The following is a 17,358-nucleotide window of genomic DNA, read 5'->3' on the forward strand; positions in this document are numbered from 1 at the left end:
TCGAAACGACGAAACGGCCCGGAATCCTCCGGGCCGTTTCTCGTAGGCGCGTAGTCGGCGGAAATTACTCCGCGGAACCGCTGGTCAGCAGGCCGCCCAGACCGACGAGCAGGTTGGCCGAGCCGTTGCCCCAGCCGTCCAGCCACGGGTTCTGGTAGCCCTCGACGGCGATATCGGACTTGGTGGGCAGCGGCTTCACATCGCCCGAACCGGTCGCCAGCAGGGTGGCGATACCCAGGCCCAGGTTCGAGGAACCCGACGCCGAACCGGTGTAATCCTCGTAATCGGCGGCAGCGGGCTTGGTCTCGCCCGAACCGGTCGCGAACAGGTTCGCCAGGCCCAGTCCCAGGTTCGCCGAACCCGACGCCGAACCGGTGTAATCCTCGTAGTCCGCAGCGGCGGGCTTGGCGGCGGGCACGTCGGCGGAAGCGACGGCGACACCGGAGAGGACGATTCCGGCCGCGGCGGCAGCGGCACCGAACAGGCGAATCACGCGCATGGAGAAATCTCTTCCTTCGGAAAGTTCAGGAGGACGCGGCAGGCGTCCGACGGGGATATGTCTACCACCCCGACTTTTCCACCCACGAAGCGTTGATGAACGCCCCGCGAATACCGGGTAAAGATTGCTCCGCGTAGGCGGGTACCGACAATGAAATCAATCAACGCGAGTCGAACGGTTCGGGCGGGATATGTTGTCTGATAGGCGCGTTCACGAATTCGGCCCCCAGCAACGGCGGAATCCCGCGTCTGGTCGCCGGACTCGGGTCAGAGTTCTTCTTCGAGGGAGGCGGGGATTTTGTAGCGGGCCTCGGGGGGTTCTTGGCCGGGGACGTGGACGCGCAGGAACAGGCGCAATTCGTCTATGTGGTCCAGGAGGGCGCGGATGAGGCGGATGGCGTCGCGGAAGCGTTTCTTGTCGTCGACCGCTTGGGCTTCCAGGGACTCGACGCGGGAGCGCAGTTTGTTGACCTCACGGGCCTGCCACGCGGTGACCGCGCCGATGACCGAGGCCATCGCCATGCCGGAGGCCTGCACGAATTCGGGATTGAACCATGACGGCACCGGCTAACTCCCGCTGTCGGCGCGGGCGACGGGGGTGACCGCGGGGCGGATGAGGATGCCGGCGATCAGCGGGGTGAGCAGGCCGTACAGGGTGAGGACGCTTTCGATCCAGGCGGTGTCGATCGTGTGCCCGAGCAGATAGGCGAGCACGCCGGTGATCGCGACCAGCAGCGAGCGGATCAGCGCCGGTTCGGGTAAGCCGTTGACGCGCATCAGTGTTTCTCCTCGGTGGTGGCCAACAGTCGATCGATTTTCAGTTCCAGCGCCTTGAGGCGCTGTTCGGTGCGGTAGTCGGCGGCGTCGGCGTTGAGCACGTAGCCGGCCACGGTGTCGCGGTACTCGGAATCGGCGACACGCGACTGGAATCCGTAGGTCAACTCGAAATGCACTCTGCGCAACTTGTCCAAGAGCTCGCGCTGCTCGGGATCGGAAAGCGCCATCAGCGCACCGCCTTTCAAACGTTCCGCGACGTCGGCGCGGAATCTGTCCATATCCATGGCGCCGGGATCCCACTTGCCCTGTTTGGGTCCGGCCCATTCCTTGTGGCCGATCACGCGATCGGCCCCGTGGCCCAGCCTGCGCAGAATCGCCGCGCAACATCCCACGAAGGCGTCGTATTGCGCCCGCGACCAGCCCTCGGTGCCGTTGTTGGCGGCCTCGATGCCGATCGTGTAGTAGTTGGCGTCGTCCTCGGGCAGGCCGGGCCACGCTCCGCGGCCCGCGTGCCAGGCCACGCCGGCCGCGACTACCGTCACGGTGCCGTCCTGGGCCAGGTGCAGTTGCGACAGCGGACCCGCCAATGTCGGGAACCCGTAGGCGATCTCGGCGGCGGGCGCACCGGAACTGCCGGTGTGGTGCGCGACGATTCCCCAGATCTCCCGGAAATCGCCGTGCCCGCGGTCGCGCCAACCGGGGAATTCGACGACGCGCAGTCCTTCCTGACGCAGCACGTCGGCCAGCCAGAGCGGATCACCGGTCCACGACATGGGCTTCTGCCTTTCTTCGTCCGCTTCGGACCCGCCGCTCAGGCGAGGTCGTAGTAGACGTAGGTGTTGACACCGCCGACGATCGTGGCGGAATAGGTGGCGGGCTGAGTCATGCTCAGCCACAGCCGATCTCCGAACGCGAGGGTGAGTGACGTGTCGGAGAGGGCCACGGTCGCCTGGTCGGTGTCGACGGTCTTGACCGCGGTGTCATTGTGCATGAGCTGGAACCGGCGGGTGGTCATGAACAACGTGCCGGTGACGCTCACCCCGCAGCGCACGACCACCGCCCCACCGCCGTTGGCGATCAGTTCGTTGTTCGTGATCACGGTGTTCGGATATCCGCTGCGCGCCGTCCAGTTGATCACTTTGAGGTCGGTCGAACTCGCAGGCACGGCCTGGTCACCGCTCTTGTTCATGCCCATCGGATCGAGGCCGACGATGCCGGTGGCGACGATCAGCGGCATCAGGCTTCCCCCTCCGTCTCGGGTTCGGCGACCCGTACGGTCAGCACCTCGCCCGCGGTGATCGCGACGTCGGACGCCACGGTCAAGGTGGTGACATCGCCGTCGGCCAGCGACCCGACGGCGACCACGCTTCCCCCGACGAGCAGTTCGACTTGCGGGGCGACCGGCGGTTGGTAGGTGCCGGGGTAGCCGGACTCGACGGTGGCCCATTCCGGGATGCCGCCCGATTCGACCGGCGTGGGATCGAGCACCGGGTCACCGACGAGCACCGGTCCACCGACATGCATCCCGGCCATCAGAGGGTGGCCCCCTTCAGGCTCGCCTGGAGGCCGCGGCCGACCGGGCTGTCGACTGTGGTGACGTACACGGTGAGCCGGTCGCCCGCCGAGAAGTTCCACTCACCGGTGACGGTGGTGTCGGCGGCGTGGTTGGCGGCCGCGATGGTCGCCGAGGTGCCGGTCACGGCGGTGCCGTTGCGACGCAGTTCGACCACCAGGTTGCCGGTGCCCGCCGTCTCGCCACGGTAGGTCACCGAGGTGAACTTGACCGCGCGTTCGAGACGGAGACCTTCCGGGATGGTGTTGCCCGCGCCTGCGGCGCGATTGCCGCTGTGCGATTTGAAGGCCACATCGTAGGCCTGGCCCGCGGCGGTGGGCGTGCGCGCGTCGGTGAGGCGGGTGTCGGTGTTGGCGACGACGGCCAGGGCGGTACGGACCGCGGCGGCGTCGGCAGCCGTGAGCAGCGAGCGGCCGATGGTGGTCGAGTCCGAGATCTGGTTGGCCGGATGGGTGTGCGCGACCGGGGTTCTGGCGTTGGTGAGCCGCGCGTCGTCGCCGGCGACGGCGGTGGTCGAGGTGGACCCGATGGTCGGCGCGAAAGTGGTCGGCTTGCCGGTGATTCCGGCCCAGGTGGTGGTACCCGCCGGGCCGCGGATCGCGATGCCCTGGCCGTTGGGGGTCCAGCCGCCCGTGGCGGCGTGGTAGACGTAGAGCAGGCCGTCGGCCTGGACCACGTACTGCTTGCCGTCGGCAGGCGCGGCGGGCAAGGCCGAATAGGTCGCGACCTGGCCGTCGATCGTGATGCCGGCGCCTGCGGGCCCTCGGACCACGGCGTTGCCGGCGGAGGCGGGCACCGGCGAGACCAGGGTCAGATCCACCAGTCCGGTCGAAGCCGTGTCGGGATTCTCCGCGTCGGGGCCCGGAACATATTCGGGCACGGCGAAACTGAAGGAATCCAGCGCGACGCGCTCACCGTCGTAGGACAGGTCGAACGACACCCGCCAGGTCCATTCCGACGGATTGGTGGCCGCGCCGGGTGCGACGAGGCTCACGCCGCGCTTGCCGCGCCAGGTCAGGTAGCCGAATTCGTCGAGCGAGCATTCGTAGTGCCTGGGCAACTGGACGTAGGTCGCCGGACTGGGTTCGGCGGCGGCGACCAGGACCTTCGGCGCGTCCGCGAGGAAGGTGACGGTGCCGGTGAGCGGCGGGAATTCGGGATGATCGCCGATATCGGGTCCGTCGATGACGTTGGCGAGGAATCGCCCGACGACTTTGCCGTATTTCAGCGGGGGCAGATCGGCCATGGATCGATGCCTTTCGGACAGGAGGCAGCCGGGAACGGCATGCCGGGAAGGAGAGAATCGCCGGCCGGGTCACACCGGCTGGGCGCGCACCGTCAGCTGCGAGTAGTTGGTGTAGATGTTGTAGCTGCCCGCGCCCGCGACCCGCTTGACCACGACGTAGAGGGTGATCGTCTGGTTCGCGGGAACCACGCCGATGGTCGAGCCCGGCTGCATCGGGTACTGATGGCTGCCGGAGATCAGCACGTGGCCGAACCGGGAGACCAGATGACCCCAGCCGTAACCGACCAGATCGCCGTCGGGGCCGCCGATGCGGACTTCGATATCGCATCGGGTGGGTTGTTCGGATTGCAGGCCGAGGGCGCCTTCGACGAGCGGACGCCACGAATTCGGTTGCGCCGGAATCGTCACCGTGGCGACGGCTTTGGAGGCGTCCAGCAGGTTCTTGCCGCCGGTGAACTGCTTCTCGCCGATCACCCAGGGGCCGCGCGGGCGCGGGCTGGGAACCGGGCGGAACGTCGCCGACGCCGCGTCCCAGGCCAGGACGAAATTCTGGCCGAGCGGATAGGTCGCGTCGATCCGCACGTCGGCGGCGTCCTGGATACGGCCCGCCGCACCGGGATCCCCCACGTCACCGGTCGCGCCGCGGGGAATCGTGACCTCGACGACCTGCCCCGGCGCGGTGCCGGTGACGGACGCGGCGGCCGAGGAGCCCGCCGCGCCGGCCTGGACCGTTCCTGACAGGGGATTCGGCGCACCGCGGCGTCCCGGCGCGCCGAAGGCGTCCTCGAAGGCGATGAATTCCAGTCCCGTCCAGAAGTACACCGCGTCGGCCGCGACCACCCGCCACGCCTTCCGGGCGTCGGCGGTGGTCAGCGGTAGCGCGAACAGCGCGGCCTGGTCGGCGATGTCGCCCTGCCACGACCACGGCCAGGCGGGCGCGCCCTCGGCCCCGGTCGGACCGGGGGCCCCTTCACGGAGTTCGGCCAGCGCCTCCTGGTCGATCAGCTCGAACGGATTGATCGTGTAGGGCAGCCCCACCGAATCGGCTACGCCGCGCATGGTGACCATGACGTCGTCGTCGTAGACGACGGTCTGTTCCGGATCGTCGGTGCTCACGCTGCCCCCACGGGTCGGGCCGAACACACGATCTGCGAGCCGGCCATGGTGTAGTCGTAGTTGGCGCTTCCGCCCGAGTTGCGTTGCAGCACAACGAACAACGTCACGGGCTGGCCCGCGCTGATCACCCCGGTGGTGCTGTCGGGGGTGAGTCCGCGCACGCCGTAGTAGGGCTGGAAGCGAGCGCGCGTGGTCGCGCCGGTGACCGCGCCCGCACCGAGCGCGACCAGTTGGCCGGTGGCCGAACCGATGCGGACCTCGGCGTCGATCCGGGTCGTGAACTGATCGGAGTTCTCCACCGACCGCACCACCACACCGCCCGCGATCATCGGTCGCCAGGCGGTGTCCTGCGCCGGGACATTCAATTGGGCGACGGTTTTGGTCGCCGTGGTGATCCCGGATTGCGAGGCGACGAATCCCGCCCCGCCGTCCCACGCCTGGTTCTCCACGATGCTCCACGGCCCGCGCAGTCCGGGATACGCGCGCGGGACCCATTTCTGGGTACCGGAATTCCATACCGGCACGGCGCGGTCGAGGTGCGTGCCGTCGGTGTAGTCGGGCGCTTGCCGGATCGGTCCCGGTCCACCGGGTTCGCCCTTGCGCCCCTTGATGCCGCGCGGCACCGTCAGATTCAGCGTCAGATTCGGGGCGGCGCCGACCAGCGTGGCCTGGAACGCCGACCCGACCGCGCCGGTGTCGACGGTGCCCAGGGTCACGGTGCACACCTGTCCGTCGGGTCCGGCCGCGCCGAACGCGTCGGTGAACGAGTCGAAGCCCGTTCCGTTCCAGTACACCAACGCGCCCGTGGTGAGCACACGCCAGGCTTTGCCCGCGTGCGCCGTGGTCAGTTTCGCCGACAACGCGGTCAGTGCCGCTTGGTCCGCGATATCGCCCTCCCACCGGAACGGCGCGGCGGAATCGCCCGCGGGGCCTGCCGGCCCCTGGGTGCCCGTCATCAGTTCCAGTGAGCCGTCACGTGGAGTTCCGTGCATGGCCTGCACGATCGCGGGATCGTCGATGCCCTCGTCGATTCCGCGGATCAGTGTCGATGCGAAGTATTCGCCTACGGTTGACATTTCACCTCATTCGATAGGTTCGGCGAAGACGACCAGCGACGCTCGCGCGGGGCTGAATCCGATGTTGCCCGTACCGGTGCCGACCCGTTCGCTGGCGACGACGAGAGTCGCCGGTTGTCCGGCGGGCACCGTGGCGAAGGTGGAACTGGGCGACAGCACCTGTGTCGTCGTGCCGTCCCGGTAGGTCGGGAAGACCGGGCCGTAGATCCACCCGCCCGCCGACGCGACGCCCGCCGCGACCAGCGCGCCCTGCGAATGACCCAATCGCACGGTCGGTTCCACGCTCTGCGCGCCGTTGTTCGCCGAATACGCGTAGAGATGGCCGTAGACCACCGGCCGCCACGTGAACGGCTGCGCCGGGATGGTGAACACCCCGCCCTCGATCCGACTGACGGCCGTGACGGTCTCGGCGGTGGGGAAATCCTCCTGATACCAGGACCAAGGCCCGGCGCCGAGTGGCGCGGGCGAGGACCGGAATTTGCGCAGCGCCGGGTCCCAGGCGAATACGTCGCCCGCGTTCGGGGTGGTGGCGGTGTCGAAATCCGGTGACGCGGTGATCTGTCCGGACGCGCCCGCGGGCCCCTTCGGACCGCGCAGACCCGCCGGAACAGTCACCTTGACCTGCTGGTTTCCGTCCGCGCCGGTGAATTCGATGGCCGGTTCGGTGAGGTTCTCGTTGTGCTCGGTGCCGATGACTTCGAGCGTGTTCGCGAACGCCGCCGGGCCTTGCGGGCCGACCGCGCCGGGCGAGTGCGACCAGGCGCTGCCGGTCCACAGGTCCATGCCGTCGGTGTCGAGCCGATGCCACCATTTGCCGCGGTCCTCGGCGCCGAGTCCGGTGGGGCGGGCGGCGGCGTTCGCGATGGCCCCCATTTTGTGGAAGGTGGTGCGGGGGCGGCCGCGACGGCCGCGCGGACCGGCGGGTCCGGCGGGCAGCGGCAGCGCGGCGACCTCGGGGACGACCTGCGCTTCGGCGGTCAGGATCGGCAGGCCGTCCACGTCGGCCTGCCGGACCACGGTGATGTGGGCGGGGAATGAGATGTCCGCCATGGGTTCCTCCTCGTGGGGGAAGTCAGAAGATGAGCAGGTCCAGGTCCGCGCCCACGTCGGTGGCCAGGTCCTTGATGGCGGCGGCGACGCGCCCGAGGCGCTGCCACGCCTTGACGGTGGAGTCCTCTTCGTCGGAGCCGTCGCCGACGACGATCTGCCAGGTCGCGGCGGTCTCCCGGCTGTCGACGAAGGTCAGTTCGGTGACGAAGTCGGTGAAGACCTGGTCGCCGATGGCGAAGCCGATCTGGTCGCCGAGCTCGAAATCCTTGCCGAGTATGTAGGGCGCGTTGTCCTCCACGGTGACCCGCTTGCTGGTGTAGCCGCGGGTCAGGTGCAGGCCCTGCAAGCCCGCGACCAGGCCGTCGAGCGTGAACGCCTTGTCGCTGCCGGTGATGTAGAGCTCACGGAACGCGTACGGTCCCGCGCGGTGCACGCGGCCCGTGTCGCGGTAGACCATCCACGCCAGGAAGACGTCGTTCAACTGCCCGCGATACAGCCAGTCCAGGCCGATCAGCGACAGCAGACCTTTGATCGCCAGTTCGATGCCCGCGTTGACCCAGCCGGGTGAGCGGCCGCCGATGATGACGTCGGTGGCGGTCGGCTTGTGCAGCGCGACCTCCGACGGCCCGATCCCGGAATACTCGCCCTCGAAATACCAGACCCACGGGAAGTTCCGGAACGTGCCGAGCCTGCCGTACTGGCCGTAGACGGCTTCGTATTCGGTGGTCGACTCGAAGTTCGGGTACCGGACCGGCGTGGTGCCGTCGTCGGTGAATTCCTCGATCCACGAGGTGATTCCGTCGAGCAGTGTGCCGGTGGGGCCGGTCACGCCGGACTTGTCCACCGTCTCCAGCACCACCGTGGGGCGGTCGAGGTAGAAGTACTCCGGCGCGGGCTGCTCGTCCTCGCCGGGTAGGAAGAACCGCGCGGTCAGGTTGACCCCGGAATCCTCCAGCATCGGCCCGAACAGCTTGTCCGCCATGTCGAATCGCGCCGAGGCCGCGTTCCAGCGGCTCGTGTCGGTCAGCGGGTCGACCGGGACCACCGCGATCGGGAACAGCGAATTGCCGATCCCGCCCCACTCCGGCGAACCCGCGTCCTGGGTCGGCACCCAGCCGGGCGCCTGCAACCGCATCAGGTTCGTCGTCAGATAGGTGGTGATGATGCTGCGCGCCGGACCGAAAAGGATGTGATGGCGCGGGAACTGCGCGAGGATCGGGGCGAACGGATTCGCCCAACAGCAGATCGTCGCGATGTGGTTCCAGCAGTGGATGGCCTCGATGTCGACCGTCTCCACGCCCTGCTCGTCCCGCACGATCGACGCCTTGGTGATGTACCCGTCCCAGCGGAAACCCTTGGTGTCCACGGTGATCGGGATCGTGGCGTCCTCACCGAACTCGTTGTTGAACAGGTGGTCGAAATGCACCATGTCGCGCGGGCAGATCATCTTCAGACCGCCCGCCGCGTTGCGCGGATAGGTGAACTCCAGCGACAGGTAGCTGTGCTCCTCGCCGACCTCGCGCATGAACTTGTCCCAATACCGCACCAGCACGGGCGGATCGCGGAACTGCTCCTGCTCCTCGAGGCGGACCTCGTCCATCCGCCGCGACTCGGCGTGCGGATCCCAGGCGCTCATCAGAACGGCCTCGAGGATCGGGGCGTCACCGCGACGATCAGACTCGACGCGGTGTTACCGCCCTCCACCTGCACCGTGATATCGGTGGAACTCCACGCGGGCAGCGCGGCCAACCAGCGGCGACCCGCCAACTGCGCCCACACGTTCACCCCCGCCGTATTGCCGTCGGTGTGCAGACGCGCGGTGCGATGCCGGGGATGGGTGTCGATCCGCAACGTCTGGTTCGCCAGCAACGTCGGCGTCTGCACCAGACGCGGCGTCTCACCGCCCACCGGGTCCAGAATCGACCACCGGCCTGGACCGTTCATCGTGTAGCGCGGCCACGCGGGCTGATCGGCGGCGTTGCGGGCCCGCACGACGCCCTCGTTGAGGCCGAGGGTGTTCGTCCACACCGCGGTCTCCTCGAAATGACGTTCCAGGGGGTCCATCGCGGTCGCCGACATCTTGTAGATCGCGAGCGCGTTGCGCGCCGGGTCCACGTCGCCGACCGCCTCCGGCGCGGCGTCGAGCTGCGCCCGCTGGAACCGCCAGCCCTGGTGCCGGGTGAAATACCCCACCGTCACCGGCTTGTCGGTGGACCAACCGCGGAACCACGCGTCGTGCACGGCGTGGAAATCCCGGACCTGATTCTGCGTACCCGCTTTCGCCGCGGGCGAGATCAAGACCAGGAAATCCCATTCCTTCTTCGAGCGGACCGAACGCAGAAACGTCGCTCCGTCCTGCCGCGCGCCCTCCGACACGAGCAACTGCACCGGGGCGAACATGAAGCCGGCCTGCCGCGACAGCCGGACGCCCTCGCGTCCGGCATTCGGTCCGGCCAGATGCCAGACCCGTCCGTTGACGTCCCACACGACCACCTTCGTGTCGTGGGAATCCAAGAGCTGATGGGTCATCGACCGAGACCTCCTCCGCGTTGCTGGGCCAGCGTGCGACGCCTGCGGACCCGTTCCACCGCGATCGCGGCGCTCTTGGGGTCCATGCCGTTGAAGTTGTAGATGTCCTGGCGCGCGGTGTGCCCGCCCGGACCGTTGGCCAGATCGACCAGACCGAAACCGGTTCCGATCACCTCTTTCGCCGTCTGGCCGAGATATTCGATGGGTGCCTCGAGCGCCGCGGCGGCACCGCTGCCGACCATCGAGCCGATCATCTGGCCGACCACCGGCGCGACCGGTCCCAGTGCGGGCGCGACCGCGGTGCCGATGGCCAAGCCGATCTGGCTTCCCGCAGAGGAGGCGAGTCCGCTGATGCCACCGGTCACGGCTCCCAGCAGGCCGCCTTGCCCGGCCCCGGTGGAAGCGCCTTGCAGCGCGCTCTGCGCGATGCTCGCGAAGTCGATGCCGGGAATCGCGGCGCCACCTGTCTGCGCGGGCCCGAAGCTCTGCGTCGACAAGACCTGAGGCGTGTACGTGACGTCATCCACCGTTCCCAATGCGACATCCAGCAGTCCGGACGGTGCACCCGGCAGGTCGGACAGAGTCCCGACCGGTGTCTGGAACGCCGGTGTCGAAGGACCGAAGGAGAACATCCCGCCGGGTACGACCTGCGGGACTCCGTTGGTTCCGGACGGTGCCGCGCCGCTCTGGCCGCCACCGGTCGCGGCGCTACCGCCGAACAACGCGCTCAGCAGTGATCCGACCGACGCGGAGCCGGACGGCGCTGTGCTCGTGACCGATCGACCTGTCCCCGAGCCTGTACCGCCCGAGGTGTATCCGGTCGACCGGGATGAAGATTGTGTCACCGGCGAGCCCCCCGAGGGGGAACCGTCGAACCAACTACTTCCGGTCATCTGCCCGAGGCGAGCGCTGGCGTCGCCCAGGAAACCGCCGACCGAGAGCACCTGGGCGGAGAAGTCGAGCAACCCGGAACCGAGACTCTGGATCGCACTGGTCGCCTGGTCGGTGAACGAGTTGGAGTTCGCGAGACCGCTCGACCCGTCGAACGAGCCGAACATCGCACCCAGCGATTCCCCGAAACCCGCCATCGAACCATCGAGCGAGCCCCGCAAGTCCTCGAGTGAGCCGCTGGAATCACCCGCCAACGAGCCGCGGGCCAACCGCGCGGCCAGTCCCGGACCAAGGCCCGCGGAGAGATTCTCCACGAGAGTCGTTCCGGCAGAACGTGTATCTACCATTTCAAATGAACCCTTCATTGGCCGGGAAATGAGCAACGGCGCCCGCGGCGCGACGTGTCCCCCTACGGCCGTTGTTCCCAGCCGAGGAAGTCGTTCATATCCGTCAGCGGAGCCGCCGAGCCGTAACGTTCCGCGGTCGACTTCAGACCGGGCCGCGGAATGCGGTCGGGTCGGTTGCGTCCCCGCTGGGCGTCCTTCGTCTTCGCCCACACGAGCCACCGCAACGAATCCGCGATATCGGCCAACAGGTGCTGGCCCAACTGCCATTGATGGTCGTCCGGCCGCCGGGCGCGCGACAGCGCCGAATCCGGCGGCGCGCAGGCGACGACGACCTTGAGATCGCGCCAGGTCAAATCCTCGGTTCCCAGCCTGCGCAACCGCAGACCGAGCGCGATCAGATCGAATTCGACAGCCTCGCTGTGCTCTTCGACGAGCGCATCGAGGCTCAGGATTCCCCCAGGTTGACTCCGGAATGCTCGCGCCAGGCGTCCAGGAACTCCCGGTAGTCCTCGGGATCCATCTCGTCCACCACGGCCAACGCCTGCGGAGACAATTCCAGTTCGAGCAGCGTGTACAGCGCGTCTACATCCCCTAGCTTGCGGATGCGCCGGATCAGACCGGGCCGCAGATACGACAGGGAGGGCAGGCTCACCTCGACACCGTCGATGACGCGAACGAACTTGTCTTTCACCGGACCGGAATCGGTCACGGCACGAATTGTGGAGGTCATGGGTCGCAGGCCCTTTCGTGGAGAAGTCTGGTGAGGCGCAGGCGGATGAGAGAGGGCCCAGCGGCGGCGGCCGGGCCTGCGCATAGGTGTGTGAGCCGCCGCCACTGGGGGTCTGTCAGGCGCTCAGGACGCCGTCGTCGAGGTAGCGGTACGCCTTGACGCCCGCGTCGTCCTTGAACGCCTCGACGGTGATGCGGAAACCGGCCAATTCGTCGGAGACGAAACGGTTCTCGGTGATGTCGGAGATTTTCGCGTTCGGCAGCACGATCCGCAGCTTCTTGGTGTCGTGCAGCATGTCGAACACCCACGCGCGGTGCGGAAGCACCGAACCGGTCTCCTCGACCTTGATCAGGGTGCCGGTGCTGGGGGTCGCGGCGGTCACGGCCACGTTGTCCGCACCGAACACCTCGCCCAGGACATCACGGTCCCACACGGCGAACAGCGTCAGACCGAATCGCACCGAATGCTCGACCTGGAGCTGGGCGATGATGTCGGCGTTCCAGTCGCGGACCGACTCGACCTTGCGCTCGCCTTTGGACTCGATGCCGTCCTCGGAGACATAGCCGAGCGGCTTGAACGCGACGTTGATGCTTCCCGCGGCCGAGGTGGGCAACGCGGTACCGAGGGGCGCGACCAGAACACCGCCGGTCACGGCGATATTCGGCGTACCGGCCCCGATGAACTTGCTGGAGGGCAGAGCCATTGTGTTACTCCCTAGGATCTTTGCGCAGGCCCTGGGGAATGGATATTCAGTTGTGACTCCGGTGATTCAGGGAGTCAGGCGAGGACTGTGCCCCGCACGATCAGGTCGGCGGTGATCACCTGCCGAGGTTCCGACGACGCCGGATCGATCTCGTTCACGACACCGGCGTCGGCGATCGAATCGCACCACACGGGGCCGAGATAACCGGGAGCCGCGCCGGCGAGAACGGCGCGCACGAGCGCCGCCAATTCCGCCGCGCCACCGCCGGTGTCGTAGCACTCGAACACCACACGCGGCCGATCCAGGATCAACTGCGGTCCGCGACTGCCCTGCTCGTCCTCACGGTCCATCCGCCTGCGCCGGTCATCGCGCCGCACCCGCACCAATCGCGGCGGGCGCGGATCGGCGACGACCGTCGCGATTTCGGCGCTGTCGGGGATTCCCGCGAGTTCCGCGCTCAGATAGTCGACCAGCGTCGATTCGATGTCGGGATACACGATTCGTTCACTCATCGTGTGCAGACCTTTCCTTCGCGCCACGCGCGTGCTCGATGCGTTCCCGCAGTTTCCCCACGAGATCCGCGTACGCCGCCGTCTTGGTGGCCCCTTCGGCGACCAGTCCGCGCGGGTGCACCGCGCACCACAGACCGTCATCGGTCTGCTTGACCTCGATCGCCTCCAAGTCGTAGAACTCCTCTGGATCCGGCGCGGGCCACCGCCCCTCCGCGTCCTTGCCGATGTGTATCCCCAGATCGAAGGCGGCGGGCGGCCCGTCAGGGGTCGGCATCCACCGGATCTCCTCCAGTTCCGGAAGCACCCGAACACCCCGTCGGACAAGGTATTCGGCGACCCGCGTCGCCTGTTTGATCCCGGTCACCGTGGGCTCGGCCCGCTTACGGCCGATCTCGTCGTGCCACTCCGGCAAATGGATGACCGACAACTCCTCGGCCAACGCCTTCACCTGCGGATCCAACTCCGCGTTCGACTCCCGCTCGGCCGGCTTTCCGGTGAGCATCTGCTGGATCAGCGCCAAGAACTCCGGCGTGACGAGTTGCCCCTCCTCGGTCCGCGCATAAGTCGGCGGCGGCATCCGATCGCCCGCAAACCGCCGAGACTCCACAATTTCACTATCGGTCATTGATATCGCCATTTCTGAGTTCGTGCTGACCACATTGCGTATGTCCATGACACACAGACAGAATCGAGGCGTGTGGGCGTCGCTGGACGATCAGAGATCGATCATGCCTTTCACGCTTTCCGCACAAGACCGGAAGAAGGCAGTGACCGATTCCACACCAACCACTCGCCCACCCTCGAAGACGCCCCACATGGGCGGATCAGGCTCATGGATTCGAGTCCCGTCCACCACAGCAGCGGATTCACTTTGATTGAAGAGGAAGACCAGCATGTGTTCCGTATCAGCTATCGGGTTGCGTCCCGGAGGGTACTCCTCCAAGAATTCGACGACATCCGACTTCCAGTCGGCATCCAGGTACCCGATGTTGAAGCTGCCAACTTTGTGGAACAACCCTTGGCGCAGCCCTATCAACCTGAGGATTTCACGGACCGCGGCCGGCACGACCGGCACCTTCTGCGACGCCGCCATTTCATCTATCTCCGCGTCGCTGGCACCCGTGATACTGCCTGGATCGAACCCGTACCGAATCAGATCATCGAGCACTTCTCTGATCTCGGATATCGCGGCCAATTCGTCATCGGTCGAAGTCACCGAACAACCTTCCCTTCCTTCCATTCGCCCAGAATTCGGCCGTACATATCGCGGACCTCGACCTTGATGCCTGGAAAGTCTTCCGAGAACTTCTTCAAGGTAGCCTGGCAGTCATCGCAAATGACCTTTTTGGGGTTACTCATATCATCGGCCAGTTCTCGGTCGACAACGATCTTGAGCTTACCCGAGGCATTCGGCTTCAGCCTACTGCTGAGTTCCTCGACGATCTTCGCTTCGGCATCATTGTTCGGGTCGGCCGTCTCGCGTTTCGGACGTGGATACCGCTTCTGCGGATCGGCAGGCTCCCGCGCCGCATTTTCCGGCTGGATATTACGGCGCTCGAGAACCTCGTCCTGCCCGCTGGATGCTCGGGCTCGAATCGCTGGGCCCGCGTCCGGCTCGAATTCAGCAGCGGCATGCACCTTGCTGTGCGATCGCTTGGTATTCGGGAGATTGCGCTGGATATCATCCAACTCCCGACGAAGATCATCGAACCCATCATTGCTCGGCTTCCACTGCGCGGGTTGACGGGGCCGTGATTTCGACTTGGTGTCATCTGTCAGTCGCGGATTGGCGTTCGCTTCTTCCCACTGTTTCTGAGCCGCCTGTTGTTGCGCCTCACGCGCCGCATCATCGGCAGATTTCTTTCCGCCGCCTCTGAAGATCCCGCCGAAGATGTCCCCGACCTTGTCTACTACCTTGTCGACGGCCTTCTCGACGCCTTCCTTGACCACGTCGGCGGCTTTGGCGATGCCTGCTCCGACGCCGTCGATCATTCCGGCGAAAGCCTTGGCGAGGGCAGCGGGGTCGCGGAGTAGGGTCTCTCCCAGCTTCCACAGGAGCTTGCCGCCGACAGTGAAGAGACTCTTCACCAGGAATAGATCGCTGATGGCCAGGATCACGTTGAGCGAGCCCATGACCCAGTTGCCGTTCTGGAAGTCGTAGATCGCCTGGCGGGCGGATCCGTAGACCGGGATCAGACTCTCGAGGAAGTTCGGCGGACGGATCGAATCCGGCTTCTCGGGTTCCGGTTCCGCGGGCTGGGGCGGGGTTTCGGCCTGCGCTTCGGGGGTCGGCGAGTTCGGGTCCGTGCCGGGGTTCGCTTCAGGCGCGGATTCTTGTCCCTCTGGTGACGGCTCGGGCGTGGGTTCGCCGAGAATCGGAACAGTCTGTTCGTCCGGCGTGCCATCGGTAGATGGGCTCTGCGCGGTAGTGGGTGGCTGTTGCGCCGCCCCCGCACCCGTCCCGGAAGGTGGGTTGTTCTGTTGTGCCTGCTTGTGCTCCGTTTCGTCGGTCAGCCACGGATCCGGCAAAGTGTGTTCGGAGGGAACCTGCGAGGGGTCGCCGTGCGGCTTTGTCTCGTCCCATTGCCCGTCAGGGCCGGTATGGGTACGCGGGTCACCGTGTGGGGTACCGGGCTGCGTTCCGGGCGGGCCGACATCGGCGCCGTTGTTCGGGTATGAAGGACTGTCCTTTTTCGGCTCCTTCTTAGAGCCGGGTCCCTTATTGCCACCGGCCCCTGCTCCACCCGCACCGGCACCGCCCGCACCGGCACCGCCGCCTGTGTTGCCTTCTGGCGGCGGCGGGGGTCCCTTCTCGTAGTTGAACGGAAGGGTCATGTTGCCCTTCTCGTCCGGCTCGACGGGTACGGGGTGGTATCCGGGCGGGACGGCGGGCGGGATGTCCGGCATGTTGTCGCCGGGGAAGTCGCCGCCGGGAGTGACGATGCCCGGGTCGGAGTAGTCCCGACCGGCGATCGGCGACGCGGTCGGATACTGCTGCGACACAGGCTGGACCGTGAGTGCCTGTTCCATCGCCCGGCGGGCGTCGATTCGCTCGATCATGCGCGCCGCGGAGGTAGGCGTCATTCCGTGGAAGCTGGTGACCGTGCCAGTCGATGCGGTTGCTGACGCGCCTACCGTCGCCAGGTCCGGAACGATCGAGGTAAACCACTTCTCCCGTTCACCAACCCATGTCGAATCCACAACTGAACCTCTTCGCTATGTCTAAAGAATCGCGCCGGACCGCGCGGTCTCAGCAGTCCGGGGACGGGGTGCGGATGCGCTCAGGGGGTGACGATCTGCTGGTTGTAGCGCGCGTATTTCGGCAGGCCCTGGAGGTAGACAACGCCGAGATCGACATCACCGCTGAACAGTTCGGGATGCGGGCCGCTCACGAACACCGTCAGTTTGCTCACCTCCGGCTCCGAGGGGTCGTATCGGACCACCAGGTCGTAGTTGTCGAATCCGTCGACCGGTTCGACACGATCGATGCCGAGGAAGCCTTTGACGACGAACTCCGACTGGAAGCCGCGGCTGTGAAAGGTGATGGAGTGCTGCGTGTTCGGCGTGGTGACCGTGGTCGCCTCGTAGGACAGGAAGAACGACGACTCGCGGTGCCGGCCCACCAGGCCGAGCGAGACGGCGGGCGCCGGGCCGGGCGGAAACGCCGGGCGCACAACGACCTGTGAGGTGGTGTCGAGCGTTTGGTCGTCATAGACGACGTAGAACTCAGTGCGGCCGTCGTCGCCTGCGGTACGAGCCGCGGCGATTCGCACGAAACCGGGGATGTAGAAGACGGTGTACCCCATCGAATCTCCGATGAGAATGGTGGCTTTCTCCATTGAATTCTCCAAAATGATCCAGCCGCGGCCCCGCCCGACGGGCCAGGCTCACGGTTCGTGTTATCGAGATGCGCTGGGGCATCAAGGCGCAGGCGGCCGGTCTACGGAAGACAGGTCAGCGGGTCACGTCCGAGAAGGTGGGACGCGGCGATGAGGTCGCACAGAGTGGGACGGTCGCGGCGGATGCGGGAAGCGACTGTCGGGCCCAGGCGCTCACGGATGTGGTCGAGGTCGTCGGTGTCGAAGAGGACGCGCGGAGTGAGGTCGGCGTCGGGAGGCATGGCTGGTCACCCCCTGGTCGGCGGTCGAATGGGTGGCCCCACCCCCGGTCGAGGGGACCGGGGGTGGGGCGGTGCGCCCCGATGCTCACCTCGGCTGCGACCGCGGCGGTCGGGCGCGCGGGAGGCGGGAGCGGGTCGGGGCGGGTCGGAGGTCGGAGGCGGACCGGCGAACACCGAAGGTTTGCGACTC

The 17,358-nt window shown here is 66.8% G+C and carries 21 protein-coding genes; all 21 read right to left on the reverse strand.

What is annotated here, in order from left to right; translation table 11 throughout:
- Positions 1-64: 64 nt before the first annotated feature.
- Complete coding sequence (locus tag ON30_RS26260) at positions 65-499, reverse strand: hypothetical protein (RefSeq protein WP_040711112.1); 435 nt, start codon at positions 497-499, stop codon at positions 65-67.
- 266 nt (positions 500-765) lie between these two features.
- Positions 766-1,062 (reverse strand): hypothetical protein, encoded by a 297-nt coding sequence (locus ON30_RS26265; RefSeq protein WP_040711113.1) that lies wholly within the window; start codon positions 1,060-1,062, stop codon positions 766-768.
- Between the two features lie 3 nt (positions 1,063-1,065).
- Entirely contained in the window at positions 1,066-1,275 is a 210-nt protein-coding gene (locus ON30_RS26270) for a hypothetical protein (RefSeq protein WP_051030001.1), read from the reverse strand.
- A complete protein-coding gene (locus tag ON30_RS26275; RefSeq protein ID WP_051030002.1) occupies positions 1,275-2,048 on the reverse strand; it encodes an N-acetylmuramoyl-L-alanine amidase in 774 nt (257 codons plus the stop codon). Before ON30_RS26275 ends, ON30_RS26270 begins: the two co-directional genes overlap by 1 nt.
- Positions 2,049-2,086: 38 nt before the next feature.
- A complete protein-coding gene (locus ON30_RS26280) occupies positions 2,087-2,512 on the reverse strand; it encodes a complement C1q domain-containing protein (protein ID WP_040711115.1) in 426 nt (141 codons plus the stop codon).
- Positions 2,512-2,808: a hypothetical protein gene (locus ON30_RS26285; RefSeq protein ID WP_040711116.1), complete on the reverse strand. Its 297-nt coding sequence runs from the start codon at positions 2,806-2,808 to the stop codon at positions 2,512-2,514. Before ON30_RS26285 ends, ON30_RS26280 begins: the two co-directional genes overlap by 1 nt.
- Positions 2,808-4,094: a hypothetical protein gene (locus tag ON30_RS36400; protein ID WP_051030003.1), complete on the reverse strand. Its 1,287-nt coding sequence runs from the start codon at positions 4,092-4,094 to the stop codon at positions 2,808-2,810. Before ON30_RS36400 ends, ON30_RS26285 begins: the two co-directional genes overlap by 1 nt.
- A 69-nt stretch (positions 4,095-4,163) precedes the next feature.
- Entirely contained in the window at positions 4,164-5,210 is a 1,047-nt protein-coding gene (locus ON30_RS26300) for a hypothetical protein (RefSeq protein WP_040711118.1), read from the reverse strand.
- The gene (locus ON30_RS26305; protein ID WP_040711120.1) at positions 5,207-6,286 is read right to left on the reverse strand and encodes a hypothetical protein; all 1,080 of its coding nucleotides are present in this window, start codon (positions 6,284-6,286) and stop codon (positions 5,207-5,209) included. Before ON30_RS26305 ends, ON30_RS26300 begins: the two co-directional genes overlap by 4 nt.
- Before the next feature lie 6 nt (positions 6,287-6,292).
- Positions 6,293-7,336 carry a hypothetical protein gene (locus ON30_RS26310; protein WP_040711123.1) on the reverse strand — a complete coding sequence of 348 codons (1,044 nt, stop codon included), beginning with the start codon at positions 7,334-7,336 and terminating at the stop codon, positions 6,293-6,295.
- Between the two features lie 22 nt (positions 7,337-7,358).
- Positions 7,359-8,972 (reverse strand): Gp37-like protein, encoded by a 1,614-nt coding sequence (locus tag ON30_RS26315; RefSeq protein ID WP_040711126.1) that lies wholly within the window; start codon positions 8,970-8,972, stop codon positions 7,359-7,361.
- Entirely contained in the window at positions 8,972-9,865 is an 894-nt protein-coding gene (locus ON30_RS26320; RefSeq protein ID WP_040711129.1) for a hypothetical protein, read from the reverse strand. Before ON30_RS26320 ends, ON30_RS26315 begins: the two co-directional genes overlap by 1 nt.
- Complete coding sequence (locus ON30_RS26325; RefSeq protein ID WP_157183839.1) at positions 9,862-11,121, reverse strand: hypothetical protein; 1,260 nt, start codon at positions 11,119-11,121, stop codon at positions 9,862-9,864. The genes ON30_RS26320 and ON30_RS26325 overlap by 4 nt, the downstream gene beginning before the upstream one ends.
- Before the next feature lie 44 nt (positions 11,122-11,165).
- Complete coding sequence (locus ON30_RS39415) at positions 11,166-11,456, reverse strand: DUF5361 domain-containing protein (RefSeq protein ID WP_063719948.1); 291 nt, start codon at positions 11,454-11,456, stop codon at positions 11,166-11,168.
- A gap of 92 nt (positions 11,457-11,548) precedes the next feature.
- Entirely contained in the window at positions 11,549-11,812 is a 264-nt protein-coding gene (locus ON30_RS26340) for a hypothetical protein (RefSeq protein ID WP_051030005.1), read from the reverse strand.
- A gap of 136 nt (positions 11,813-11,948) precedes the next feature.
- Complete coding sequence (locus ON30_RS26345; protein ID WP_051030006.1) at positions 11,949-12,536, reverse strand: phage tail tube protein; 588 nt, start codon at positions 12,534-12,536, stop codon at positions 11,949-11,951.
- Between the two features lie 74 nt (positions 12,537-12,610).
- Positions 12,611-13,048 (reverse strand): hypothetical protein, encoded by a 438-nt coding sequence (locus ON30_RS26350; RefSeq protein WP_040711135.1) that lies wholly within the window; start codon positions 13,046-13,048, stop codon positions 12,611-12,613.
- Positions 13,041-13,625: a hypothetical protein gene (locus tag ON30_RS26355; RefSeq protein WP_040711137.1), complete on the reverse strand. Its 585-nt coding sequence runs from the start codon at positions 13,623-13,625 to the stop codon at positions 13,041-13,043. Before ON30_RS26355 ends, ON30_RS26350 begins: the two co-directional genes overlap by 8 nt.
- 138 nt (positions 13,626-13,763) lie before the next feature.
- Positions 13,764-14,264: a hypothetical protein gene (locus ON30_RS26360; protein WP_051030007.1), complete on the reverse strand. Its 501-nt coding sequence runs from the start codon at positions 14,262-14,264 to the stop codon at positions 13,764-13,766.
- Positions 14,261-16,249: a hypothetical protein gene (locus ON30_RS36405; RefSeq protein ID WP_157183840.1), complete on the reverse strand. Its 1,989-nt coding sequence runs from the start codon at positions 16,247-16,249 to the stop codon at positions 14,261-14,263. The genes ON30_RS26360 and ON30_RS36405 overlap by 4 nt, the downstream gene beginning before the upstream one ends.
- A gap of 80 nt (positions 16,250-16,329) precedes the next feature.
- Positions 16,330-16,821 carry a hypothetical protein gene (locus tag ON30_RS26375; protein WP_157183841.1) on the reverse strand — a complete coding sequence of 164 codons (492 nt, stop codon included), beginning with the start codon at positions 16,819-16,821 and terminating at the stop codon, positions 16,330-16,332.
- Positions 16,822-17,358 lie beyond the last annotated feature (537 nt).

Source organism: Nocardia takedensis NBRC 100417 (assembly GCF_000308695.1).
GTDB lineage: Bacteria > Actinomycetota > Actinomycetes > Mycobacteriales > Mycobacteriaceae > Nocardia > Nocardia takedensis.

Coding starts and splice junctions, on each gene's coding strand:
- ON30_RS26260 (WP_040711112.1), bottom strand. CDS start 499: ATGCGCGTGATTCGCCTGTTCGGTGCCGCTGCCGCCGCGGCCGGAATC.
- ON30_RS26270 (WP_051030001.1), bottom strand. CDS start 1,275: ATGCGCGTCAACGGCTTACCCGAACCGGCGCTGATCCGCTCGCTGCTG.
- ON30_RS26275 (WP_051030002.1), bottom strand. CDS start 2,048: ATGTCGTGGACCGGTGATCCGCTCTGGCTGGCCGACGTGCTGCGTCAG.
- ON30_RS26280 (WP_040711115.1), bottom strand. CDS start 2,512: ATGCCGCTGATCGTCGCCACCGGCATCGTCGGCCTCGATCCGATGGGC.
- ON30_RS26285 (WP_040711116.1), bottom strand. CDS start 2,808: ATGGCCGGGATGCATGTCGGTGGACCGGTGCTCGTCGGTGACCCGGTG.
- ON30_RS36400 (WP_051030003.1), bottom strand. CDS start 4,094: ATGGCCGATCTGCCCCCGCTGAAATACGGCAAAGTCGTCGGGCGATTC.
- ON30_RS26305 (WP_040711120.1), bottom strand. CDS start 6,286: ATGTCAACCGTAGGCGAATACTTCGCATCGACACTGATCCGCGGAATC.
- ON30_RS26310 (WP_040711123.1), bottom strand. CDS start 7,336: ATGGCGGACATCTCATTCCCCGCCCACATCACCGTGGTCCGGCAGGCC.
- ON30_RS26315 (WP_040711126.1), bottom strand. CDS start 8,972: ATGAGCGCCTGGGATCCGCACGCCGAGTCGCGGCGGATGGACGAGGTC.
- ON30_RS26320 (WP_040711129.1), bottom strand. CDS start 9,865: ATGACCCATCAGCTCTTGGATTCCCACGACACGAAGGTGGTCGTGTGG.
- ON30_RS26325 (WP_157183839.1), bottom strand. CDS start 11,121: ATGAAGGGTTCATTTGAAATGGTAGATACACGTTCTGCCGGAACGACT.
- ON30_RS26345 (WP_051030006.1), bottom strand. CDS start 12,536: ATGGCTCTGCCCTCCAGCAAGTTCATCGGGGCCGGTACGCCGAATATC.
- ON30_RS26350 (WP_040711135.1), bottom strand. CDS start 13,048: ATGAGTGAACGAATCGTGTATCCCGACATCGAATCGACGCTGGTCGAC.
- ON30_RS26355 (WP_040711137.1), bottom strand. CDS start 13,625: ATGCCGCCGCCGACTTATGCGCGGACCGAGGAGGGGCAACTCGTCACG.